Origin of the sequence: Brevibacillus porteri, from assembly GCF_003013475.1 — a bacterium.
Taxonomy (GTDB): domain Bacteria; phylum Bacillota; class Bacilli; order Brevibacillales; family Brevibacillaceae; genus Brevibacillus; species Brevibacillus porteri.
Map to the genome: position 1 here is coordinate 1 of NZ_PXZO01000058.1, position 9,482 is coordinate 9,482.

The 9,482-nt window shown below is 44.2% G+C and carries 15 protein-coding genes and 1 pseudogene; 12 read left to right on the forward strand and 4 right to left on the reverse strand.

Annotation, left to right across the window (positions count from 1 at the left end; genetic code table 11):
- The 12 genes and pseudogenes from C7R92_RS26655 to C7R92_RS26710 form a co-directional block, all read left to right on the forward strand.
- On the forward strand, nt 1–325 hold a 325-nt coding region (locus C7R92_RS26655), incomplete at its 5' end, for an ArpU family phage packaging/lysis transcriptional regulator (RefSeq protein ID WP_106836213.1).
- Nucleotides 326–897: 572 nt separating this feature from the next.
- Nucleotides 898–1,809: a DUF6973 domain-containing protein gene (locus C7R92_RS26660; protein ID WP_106836214.1), complete on the forward strand. Its 912-nt coding sequence runs from the start codon at nt 898–900 to the stop codon at nt 1,807–1,809.
- A 43-nt stretch (nt 1,810–1,852) separates the two neighbouring features.
- Complete coding sequence (locus C7R92_RS26665) at nt 1,853–2,074, forward strand: hypothetical protein (protein WP_106836215.1); 222 nt, start codon at nt 1,853–1,855, stop codon at nt 2,072–2,074.
- Between the two features lie 70 nt (nt 2,075–2,144).
- Nucleotides 2,145–2,348 (forward strand): hypothetical protein, encoded by a 204-nt coding sequence (locus tag C7R92_RS26670; protein WP_106836216.1) that lies wholly within the window; start codon nt 2,145–2,147, stop codon nt 2,346–2,348.
- Nucleotides 2,349–2,364: 16 nt separating this feature from the next.
- Complete coding sequence (locus C7R92_RS26675; protein WP_106836217.1) at nt 2,365–3,660, forward strand: site-specific DNA-methyltransferase; 1,296 nt, start codon at nt 2,365–2,367, stop codon at nt 3,658–3,660.
- Nucleotides 3,661–3,768: 108 nt separating this feature from the next.
- Entirely contained in the window at nt 3,769–4,044 is a 276-nt protein-coding gene (locus tag C7R92_RS26680; protein WP_106836225.1) for a hypothetical protein, read from the forward strand.
- A gap of 2 nt (nt 4,045–4,046) precedes the next feature.
- Nucleotides 4,047–4,307, forward strand: coding sequence for a hypothetical protein (locus tag C7R92_RS26685; protein WP_106836218.1), 261 nt, complete (start codon nt 4,047–4,049; stop codon nt 4,305–4,307).
- Nucleotides 4,297–4,644, forward strand: coding sequence for an HNH endonuclease signature motif containing protein (locus C7R92_RS26690; RefSeq protein WP_106836219.1), 348 nt, complete (start codon nt 4,297–4,299; stop codon nt 4,642–4,644). Before C7R92_RS26685 ends, C7R92_RS26690 begins: the two co-directional genes overlap by 11 nt.
- Nucleotides 4,641–4,895, forward strand: coding sequence for a hypothetical protein (locus C7R92_RS26695; protein WP_106836220.1), 255 nt, complete (start codon nt 4,641–4,643; stop codon nt 4,893–4,895). The genes C7R92_RS26690 and C7R92_RS26695 overlap by 4 nt, the downstream gene beginning before the upstream one ends.
- A gap of 306 nt (nt 4,896–5,201) precedes the next feature.
- On the forward strand, nt 5,202–5,702 hold the full coding sequence (locus C7R92_RS26700; protein WP_106836221.1) for a phage terminase small subunit P27 family: 501 nt from the start codon (nt 5,202–5,204) through the stop codon (nt 5,700–5,702).
- Nucleotides 5,699–6,118 (forward strand): annotated as a pseudogene (locus C7R92_RS26705) (terminase large subunit domain-containing protein); the annotation flags it as partial. The gene C7R92_RS26700 and the pseudogene C7R92_RS26705, both read left to right, overlap by 4 nt.
- Nucleotides 6,119–6,238: 120 nt before the next feature.
- Nucleotides 6,239–6,718, forward strand: a complete 480-nt coding sequence (locus tag C7R92_RS26710) for a DNA-directed RNA polymerase subunit alpha C-terminal domain-containing protein (RefSeq protein WP_106836222.1) — start codon at nt 6,239–6,241, stop codon at nt 6,716–6,718.
- A 28-nt stretch (nt 6,719–6,746) separates the two neighbouring features.
- Here C7R92_RS26710 and C7R92_RS26715 read toward each other — a convergent pair whose 3' ends face one another.
- The 4 genes from C7R92_RS26715 to C7R92_RS26725 form a co-directional block, all read right to left on the reverse strand.
- Nucleotides 6,747–7,172, reverse strand: coding sequence for a hypothetical protein (locus C7R92_RS26715; RefSeq protein ID WP_106836223.1), 426 nt, complete (start codon nt 7,170–7,172; stop codon nt 6,747–6,749).
- 32 nt (nt 7,173–7,204) lie between these two features.
- A complete protein-coding gene (locus C7R92_RS33195; RefSeq protein ID WP_279629830.1) occupies nt 7,205–7,327 on the reverse strand; it encodes a hypothetical protein in 123 nt (40 codons plus the stop codon).
- Nucleotides 7,328–7,506: 179 nt separating this feature from the next.
- Complete coding sequence (locus C7R92_RS26720) at nt 7,507–8,766, reverse strand: helix-turn-helix domain-containing protein (protein WP_106836224.1); 1,260 nt, start codon at nt 8,764–8,766, stop codon at nt 7,507–7,509.
- 443 nt (nt 8,767–9,209) lie between these two features.
- On the reverse strand, nt 9,210–9,482 hold a 273-nt coding region (locus tag C7R92_RS26725), incomplete at its 5' end, for an IS3 family transposase (protein WP_146147630.1).

Here is a 9,482-nt window from a genome sequence, read left to right on the forward strand (position 1 = left end):
TGTTGTCAAAGCATTAAAAGAATATAAAGCCCTTCGTGTTGCTGTACAAAATAAACAGGAGCTACAGGAGAAGGGTATCGATCAACTGTTTCCACGGATTCAAAAGTCTGAGTCCATGAATGAGTTGAAAGCACGACAGATCGAAAGGGCTTTGCAGTATTCGTTGGATGAAGTAGAGCGTCAGATCATTGAAGAGAAGTATCTAAGCACATCAAGGGTAAAAGACATTAACATTTATCTTGAAATGGGATTGGACAAGGATAGGTATTACGAAAGCAAAAAAGAAGCTATTGCTCAAATTGCAAAGGCACTCGGTATGATCTGAGGGCCTTATTTTTTCTAAAAGACTCCGACAAAATCCCGACAAAATACGGGACAAAATCACGGATAAAAGGCAGGACGATTTGAAATTGGTTAATCGGTAATCTTGAGTCAAGAGCAAGCTACATCTGCTCTTGGGAGATACCGTCTATCCCTTATCAATGGCGTACCTGAGCGAATCTATGGGTGATGACGAATGTGACCTTACGAGAGGGGGACATTTTGAACCTGAACGCGCTAGTCTTGCGATGATCGTAGCAGGGAACCATGCAATTATTTTTCATTGTATGCATTACAGCGGTTTTCAAGTTTTGGGAACCCCTCTCGGAACTTTGGAAAATCGCGAATACTCTGCTGGGATGTACCGGACAGGGGACTACATGCGAGATCTACGGCTCCGGCCTCTCGCCCCTTGTCCGGTATCTCTCAATATTAAATAAACTAAATGTTGCTGTGGAAACCTATTAAAATTATCCATAAATTGTTTTTAATGTGTGAATTACATTAAAACGCTTTACATGTAAATAAATGGTGTTTAAAGTTAATTTGCACCATAAATCAAAGGGAGGTATTTTTATGTCAGGAAAGAAAATGTTATTGGCAGGTTTGTCACTTGTTACAGCCAGCATGGCTATACTTTCAGGAGGTGCCTTTGCAGAAACAAAGGATTCTTCAAAAGGCAAAAAGTTAAAGAAGCAACAAGTCATCAGTTTGCTAGAAAATAATGATAAAGAAGATTCTTATCTTTACATAGCATTGAGCAAAGATGATCAGGACTATGAAGGTGCGCATGATTATTTGAAGAATGAGAACTTTAAGAGGAATTTTAAGGTCATTGGGGAAGAGCTAAGTAATTATCAAAAAGATAATCCTGATGCAACGGAAGAAGAATTAAATGAATTTTTTATGGAAACTGCAAAAAAGTATAGTAAGGAAGGATCAGAAACAAGGATTGCTAAAAGTGATGGTGAATATGAATTAGAGGATTACGATATCCCTAAATTAAATGAATACGAAGAAGTATTATTTGATGATAATCCGAAAAGAGGATATTGGTCTATTGCGGCTGGAGTGGAAGCTTACGATTATACTGATTACCTATTTGGTAGCACAAAATGGCCTGGAGGCAAAAATGATGCCTTTAGACACGCGTACTGGAACATCACAATGGTAATGTTGGTTAATGATCAGTGGGCTGACGATTGGGCGACTGCCCATGAATTAGGGGCAGCAGACTACTCAAAAAATAACCCTCATGTGAAAATGGACCTCCATAACAATGATGAGGGCAGATATAAAGCTGCTCAAGATGGATTGGATTTTAATGATCACTTTACTGATGCACGGAAATCAGCACACGAACTATATGAAGGTGGAAAGCTGAAATACCTGAAAAACTGGGATAAGTACCCACGGGATTGGAACAAGCTAGATTTAACTAGATTCACGGGTAAATCATCTGATTATGAAAACGATCCAAGATACTAATTAAGTGTAAACTATAGAAAAAAGAATTATGAGGGGGAACGTTGTGAGAAAATTAATCGTTTTTACATTAGTTTTCTTTTTCCTTGGCAGCTTAACTTATCTTTTTTTTAACCAAGAGGAGAAATATTATAAGTTGTCTGAAACTGCTCCCCCTGAATATGTAAAGTACCTTAAGGAAAATGGTTTAGATGTTAAGGTAGAAAAAGACGGATCACTTTGGTTAAATGAGAAAGACAAAGCAGACTTTGTCGTATGTTGTAGTTAATTAACAGTGTGTATACAACTTTGGCGCAGCAATTTTGCTGTGCTTTTTTTATGGAGGTGGGTGAAATGTAGTGCGCCAGTATGTCGACTCAACGACGGGAGAAATATACTACACCGAGGAAGTGCTGCGCCGGTCGGATGAGATCGTAAAGGTTTTTCGTCCAGTAGGCCGTAGCTCAAAATTTGTGAAGATAAAAGCCAGCCAAAAGGCAAAGCGACGGCTCCGAAAGCTGTCACTCGCTGAGGCTGGCTTTTTCATTCTTACTGTGTTTTAAGAAAGGACTGAACAGCATGGACATACGGAAAATCCCACTCTCTATGGTTAGCGCTGCAGAGTATAATCCACGGATCGACCTGAAGCCGGGTGATCCTGAGTACGAAAAGCTGAAACGGTCCATCGAGGAATTTGGCTATGTTGAGCCACTTGTCTGGAATGAACGAACAGGAAACCTCGTCGGTGGCCATCAGCGTTTTAAAATTCTCATTAACGAACAGCAAGCCACAGAGGTTGAGGTCTCAGTGGTTGATCTGGATGACACCCGGGAAAAAGCACTCAATCTGGCACTGAATAAAATCAGCGGGGATTGGGATGAGGAAAAACTGGCCTATGTACTTGGTGAGCTACAGGAAAGTGATTTGGATATCTCACTGTCTGGTTTTGAAAATGAAGAAGTCATAGAACTACTTAGTGAATACCTGGGTATCGATGTAGAGGAACCAGTCGTTGATGATGATTTCGATGTACAGCAGGCTTTAGGTGAGATCCAGGAGCCCGAGACAAAACTGGGAGATATATGGCGACTAGGAAGGCATCTATTGATGTGTGGGGATTCTACCCATCGACATGATGTCCAGGATTTAATGGATGGAGTAAAGGCTGCCCTGGTTGTAACTGACCCGCCTTATAACGTTGCATTCAAGAGTGATTCTTCAGAGCTTGCTGCTGATGGCAGGGCGAGCATCATGAACGATGATATGCCAATGGAGAAATTTGAGGAGTTTCTAGGGTACATCTTTCAGAACTATTCGGACCTTATGGATGACAAAGCGGCGATTTATGTATTCCATCCGTCCAGCTATCAACGTGAGTTTGAAACGAAAATGAATGAAGCAGGTATTGTGGTACGTACGCAATGTGTCTGGGTAAAGAATGCAGCTACCTTTGGATTTGCTCAGTACAAGTTCAAACATGAGCCGGTATTTTATGGACATTTAAAAGGACAAGCTCCGGCATGGTACGGCGATCGCAAGCAGACTACTGTGTGGCGGTCTGGTCTACTAGGTGAGCAACAAGAGCCAAATTCAGTCTGGGAGGTCTCACGTGGTGACGTCAGCAAGTATGTTCATCCTACCCAAAAGCCACTCGAATTGTTGGCAATACCGATTGGTAACAGTAGTCAAAAGGGTGACATCGTTGTAGATCTCTTCGGCGGTAGCGGCTCAACACTCATGACTTGCGAACAAATGGGGCGTAGCTGTAGAACCATGGAACTTGATGCGAAATCCTGTGATGTTATCAAAAAACGGTTCTTCCAGGCAACAGGCATCGAACCTGTACTCATTAAAAGACTTGGAGAAGCTGCTTAAAATAGCAAAAGGGAGACGCGTGAACGTCCCCCCATGCAACCAGGCAATCCTGGCAGAGATAGTGGAACCCGTGGCCACGGAATGCATCAAGCCACTATCTCGTTTTCCATTCTACCGGAAAGCCGAGGGGTTGTCACAGTGAGTAAGGATCAACGTGATGATGAAATCGAAATCATCGATGACATCATCGCCACAAAAGGGAAGTATCGAAAGATTGTTCAGGCAGCCATCGCCCAATGGGTGAAGGACTACCAGAGTGGCAAGATTCAAATAAACACAGTCAACGACCTGCGCACATTGGTGCAATTGGATACAGAGCTTCAAAAGGGATTATTGCTCAGTAACAAGATGAAAACGAATCGATCACGAAAGAGAGGGAAATAGCCATGGATCCAAATAAACTGAGTCTCAAATTGACGTACCTGAATGAGCTTCAACAATTGAGCCATTCGCCACATTTTGCTGCTGGGAATATAGGAGATCGGATTCTCAGGGTGTGCGACAACATCGAGATAGAATTGGGTATTGCCACGTCACCCTCTGTATTAAACATCGCCGTCAAAGGTGAGGTTGATCCCCTGAAAATTGTTGACGAGGTATTTCGCACCGTTGGAGAAACCAGGGGGACAAGGTTCAATGGCATCTAAGGCAAAACGTCCTTGCTCAGAGATAGGATGCCGAGAATTGACCACCGAGCGTTTTTGTCAGGATCACAAAAGGCAAGATGACCAGCGGCGTGGATCCGCAGCTCAACGTGGCTATGATGCCAGGTGGCGAAGTGCCAGAGAGGCGTACCTTCGACAGCATCCACTCTGTGTTGACTGTATGAAGGATGGCAAGGCTATGGCTGCTTCTGTGGTGGACCATATCGTCGCGCATAAGGGAGACAAGAGGAAGTTCTGGGATCGGAGCAACTGGCAGGTATTGTGCAAGAAACGTCAAGACCAGAAGACGGTCAGAGAGGATGGAGGGTTTGGAAGATGACAGGTGTTACTTTGAAACTTGCTACTACTTGGAGTGAGCTACAGGCCGTGAAGGATGGTACATCTACCATGATGATTGCTTACACCCAAGACAAGGCACCAGCGACAGCGACCTTCAACATCAACGTACCATTGGATGTGTGTGAGGTGGTCGGCAAAGAGGTGAGAGTCAATGTCTCTCGGATCAAGGAGACCGCCAGCGAGCTCGGGGAATTGATGGGCAAGACTTTTGGTGCAGAATTGGATGAGTGATTAAAGGGATGGGGTAGAGGAACAAGCGATGAGATTTCTCCATGGGTTATTCTCAAAGCTTGGCGTCTCCATCGGAGGGGCTGAAGCCTGTTGAAGTATGGTTGCAAAGAGTATTGTGGCTATTCACTAAGTGAAGCAGCCTTTTTTATTTTTAAAAAATCCCGATAATATTATCAGAATTCAGGGGAGAGGGGATAAAATTTCTAAAAAAATTTTAGAAGTAGACCGCGGCCCCCCTTAATGCACACAAATTTCGTTTTATCTTGTAAAAGGGGTTTTCCCCAAAAAGGAAGAGAGGTGAGGCACATGGCGCGAAGAGCAAAACCGGTAGAGCTCCATCTGATTCAAGGGAATCAATCACGGCTCATCAAAAAGGAGATCGAACAACGGCAGGAAGCCGAGGAACGGTTGAAACCGAAGAAAAACAGGGTAAAGCCACCTTCCTGGTTGGACAAGGTCGCCAAATCAGAGTTTACCCGCCTGGCGAAAGAGTTGGCGGAACTTGATTTGGTGACGAACGTTGATGTGAACGCATTGGCGACTTATTGCGATGCGTACTCGGACTACGTTCAATGCACCAAGATCATTCAAGAGGAAGGGCTTGTGGTTGAACACACCAATAAAGCCGGTGAAACCAACAGCGTGCCTCACCCTCTGCTTACCAAGAAGAAGCAGCTGCACGATCAAATGCGATCATTGGCAATAGAATTCGGGCTGACTCCCAGTGCGCGTGCTGGTCTGGCAAAGCCGAAGAAGGAACAAAAGCCGCAGACGAGTTTCGAAAAAGCATTTGGTGATAGTGTATGATCAAACAGTTTCTCATAGATTACAGCTTGGATGTGCTTGATGGCGAAGTAATTGCTTGTCAAAAGCACAAATGGGCATGTAAGCGCTTTTTACGAGACATCGAACGTGAAGGAACAGACGAATTCCCATTTGTTTTCGACGAGGAGAAGGCCTTGCGCTTTTTCCAGTGGATGAATCTTTTCCGACACACGAAAGGCGTTCTGGTTGGACAGAAGATTGAACCTCATGAGATTCAATATTTTGTATTTGGCAATATTTACGGATGGATCCACCGTGATACCGGATATCGTCGGTTCAAAAAAGCATATTGGCAAGTAGGTCGGAAAAATACGAAGTCGCAAAGCCTCTCATGTGTAGGCAGTTATGAGGCAATGGCCCTTGGCGAGAACATGAGCGAGGTTTATTGCGTTGCAACATGGATGATGGTCCAGGGTTGGATACAATGCATTTCGAAACGGGACCCAATTGGGAGCTGAACCTGGATGGTAAATATATGGACTATCTTGGCAACATCTTCATAAGGGCGGGGCTAGCCAGTGAATAAATTGTTTGTTGCGATTATGGGTGTTAACGAAGCATCCGAATTGTGGGAACTTAGTAATACAATAATCAGAGAACTGTGTAAAAGCGGAAAAATTGTAGCAACACCTATTGATGACACATGGGCTATTCTGCGAGATCAACCAGCAGAAACTCTACAATTGATTGAGGATGCACGCAAGAAAGAGAGCCTATATCATATTGCTGCAGCTTCACCCGATGAACCAATTATCAATTTTATCAAGGATGACACACTTTCTTTAGAACAGTCTATCGAAGCGATTTTTATGCACACTCCTGGTCCACTTTCTACACGAGCTGCAAATTCACTTAGAAGAGTCGGTATTAGTACAGTGAAACGCCTGGTTGAGTCCACGTTCAATCAACTCTGGCCAATTCGGAATTTAGGGAACCGTGCCTTAATGCATACTCTTCATGCACTAAAACAAGCAGCAGAAAACCCGTCCCTGTTATAAGGAGACGGGTTCTTTATTAGTAACTATACTATTTCTTCTCCCACTTACCGTTTTCCAGCACGAACTCTACAGCTGTGTTCGTTCCATCCGCGTACTGTCTCAGTATGTACAGGCTCTCACAGGACTCGTGCAGATAGATTTGGGGCATTTTATCGCCTACTTCAGTTTTAGTCAGCTCTCTAACCTCTTTGAATAGGCCTTTGTCCATTTCCCAAACGTCAACTTTTTCAATTCGCGCGTATCCAGACAAATCTATGCCAGTGTCGGCAGCGATCTCGTTAGCTCTTTGAGTGAGTAGATTATCGAAGGCTTGGGCTTCCTTTTTCGCCTCTTCGTCGCTCAACTTGCTGATGGCGACATACGACTCAGCGCGAGTGATCGCTGCCGATGCGCTATTTCCAACAAGCAGCAGCGCACCGATTCCCGCGAGGGCAAACGTAGCCTTTTTGTACATACTATTACATTCCTCCCCTAAAAACTTAGTTTCTACCAGTCGGGGTCTGCGGTTGTAACGACGACTTTCTTCCAATCTGGTTCAGCATTTTGCGGGACGTTAACAAAGATGAATAGAAAAGCAAAAGCTACAAGTCCAGACAACCATTTTTTCACAGTCTGCACCTCCCCTATTAAATGGGTTCAAGCAGTGATTTGCGACAACTACCAGTCCGGTTCGGCCCCATACCATATGATTAGGTGTTCCGGTTGACTTAGTGACATTGACGGAATTGCTGTAACAAGGAAAGCAAACGCGAATATGAGCAGCTTCTTTTTCACGAGCAGCACCTCCCCTATTCCTTTATGCCCTCATTATGGCAGAATTTCTCAATTATTTCCATGTCTTCAAACGAAAAAGCCCTTTGTTGCAGCCGATGATGCTTTAGGAAGAGTCCTACGCCCTCAATAACTTTGTCAGACGCGCCTAGCTGTCGATAGTAGCTGATGCTTTGCAGGAGGCTGTCAAACCCATCCTCAACGTACCCAATCGCGAGCTGACATACCCCTTTGCGCTTGTAGTATCGCGCGGCCTGTTTGATCCGGTACGGGTGAGCGAGAATGTCTGAAGGTAGAAACTGATCCTCGGAGTCGATCAGCTCTTTTATTAGGGCATCATTGCCGCTTTCCAGATAGACCTCCAAAAGATCGCTGACAATGGTCACGCGGCTGTCCTTCCCTGCTTCTGCGAGACACTGCTCGTACAGTCTCATTGCGCCCTCGTGCTGGCCTTGTTTTGCGTGCAGCAGCGCCCGTAGATGACTTTTTCGATAGTCTGCGTATTCACTATCTTCATACTCTTTTAGATACAGTTCAGCTAGGATCAGATCGCCGAGACTCAGGTATGAATTGACAATTGAAATGAGGGCCGAGGCTTTGGGCTTATTATCCGTACCGTCTTCGCGAATCCCTTTCCCGCAAAATTCGATACTCTCCCCGTAGTAGCCTAAGATATACGCGTGCGTCCCCATACGATAGTAAAAGGTAATGCGGTCAATCGGCAGTAGCAGATCGGTGTAGTGCAGCAATTCCTTTCCTCTGCGGTAGGTTTCCTCAAACCGCGAAAAGTCGTCCCTTTCGAGCATGTAGCGATCATAGAGGCTCTTTCCGAGATATAACGGGACGCCGTGCTTCCTCGCGTAATCAATAATCACCTCGTGCAAGGCCAGTATGATGGCTCGATCCTTCGTGTCGTTTGTCGCCTGTAGAAGATGATCCAGCGCTAGAAAAGTGTCCATTTTCGGCGTTTCCAGTAGCTTTAAAGCCACCTGTTGAACCACTGGCGGGTAATTAAGCTCAATCGCCTCTTTCAGCAGTATTTGAAGTGTCGCAGGTCTTTCCGTGGTGCCTAGATACGAGGTGATTACATCGACATGCGGAATTTCGAGAGTACTTGCGATCTTTTTCCATTGGGAAAACCCTGGTCGCTTTGTTTCCCCTGACTCGATCTTGGAAAGTGCTGCCTTGCTAATGTCTGTACGCTCTGCAAGCTCACTCCACGATATATTTTTCCGTTGTCGGTAGGCATGGAGTAATTCTCCGATTTCCGTGAACATAGGAGCCCCCTAAAAAAATTTATCGTTTTTATTTTTTTTTATGATAACACACGAGGGGACAAATGGTAATAGTTTCCTTGTATGGAAAATAAGGAAACGAAATGCTGTCACCTAGACAAAAATGCTACGCCAGTCTTTAGCGGATATGTAAGTAGTTATGTACCACGAGTAAAACTGAACAGGTACCCCAATGGGTAGTGTTGGCTTTTAAACCATAGAATAAAGTAAACTTCTTAAAGCGTGTTGACCAAAAGGTAAATGTATGCAAAGATGAAAAAAATTATAAAAATGTAAAAACATGGAGGGTGACGCAATGAAGCTTAAATCTTTACTTGTCTATTGGAGTTACGTTTCTAGGGGTATCGATACCGACAGTTAATGTTTCAGCGAAAACTGAAACAGTTAAAGTTAAGCAAAGTGAAATTTGGACTGTCAACACCAAACTAGACAGATTTCTTAATTGCTTTCTGTTTGTAAACGAATGGACTCAAATACCCCAATGTTGAGTGAATTCTTGTTTCGTTAAACCATTTCACGTATGCCCCTAATTCCTGCTTCAACTGTGCGAGTGACTCAAATCTTCGATTCTTGACAAACTCCGTTTTAATCAGCTTAAAGGTTGCTTCTGCGACTGCATTGTCATATGGGCAGCCTTTCATGCTAAGCGAGCGCTTGATGTTGAATGTACGGATGACGTCACCAATCGTACGATTGGT

What these genes read in the sequence shown, in the direction of transcription:
- C7R92_RS26660 (WP_106836214.1), top strand. Translation starts at nt 898, where the DNA reads ATGTCAGGAAAGAAAATGTTATTGGCAGGTTTGTCACTTGTTACAGCC.
- C7R92_RS26675 (WP_106836217.1), top strand. Translation starts at nt 2,365, where the DNA reads ATGGACATACGGAAAATCCCACTCTCTATGGTTAGCGCTGCAGAGTAT.
- C7R92_RS26685 (WP_106836218.1), top strand. Translation starts at nt 4,047, where the DNA reads ATGGATCCAAATAAACTGAGTCTCAAATTGACGTACCTGAATGAGCTT.
- C7R92_RS26690 (WP_106836219.1), top strand. Translation starts at nt 4,297, where the DNA reads ATGGCATCTAAGGCAAAACGTCCTTGCTCAGAGATAGGATGCCGAGAA.
- C7R92_RS26695 (WP_106836220.1), top strand. Translation starts at nt 4,641, where the DNA reads ATGACAGGTGTTACTTTGAAACTTGCTACTACTTGGAGTGAGCTACAG.
- C7R92_RS26700 (WP_106836221.1), top strand. Translation starts at nt 5,202, where the DNA reads ATGGCGCGAAGAGCAAAACCGGTAGAGCTCCATCTGATTCAAGGGAAT.
- C7R92_RS26715 (WP_106836223.1), bottom strand. Translation starts at nt 7,172, where the DNA reads ATGTACAAAAAGGCTACGTTTGCCCTCGCGGGAATCGGTGCGCTGCTG.
- C7R92_RS26720 (WP_106836224.1), bottom strand. Translation starts at nt 8,766, where the DNA reads ATGTTCACGGAAATCGGAGAATTACTCCATGCCTACCGACAACGGAAA.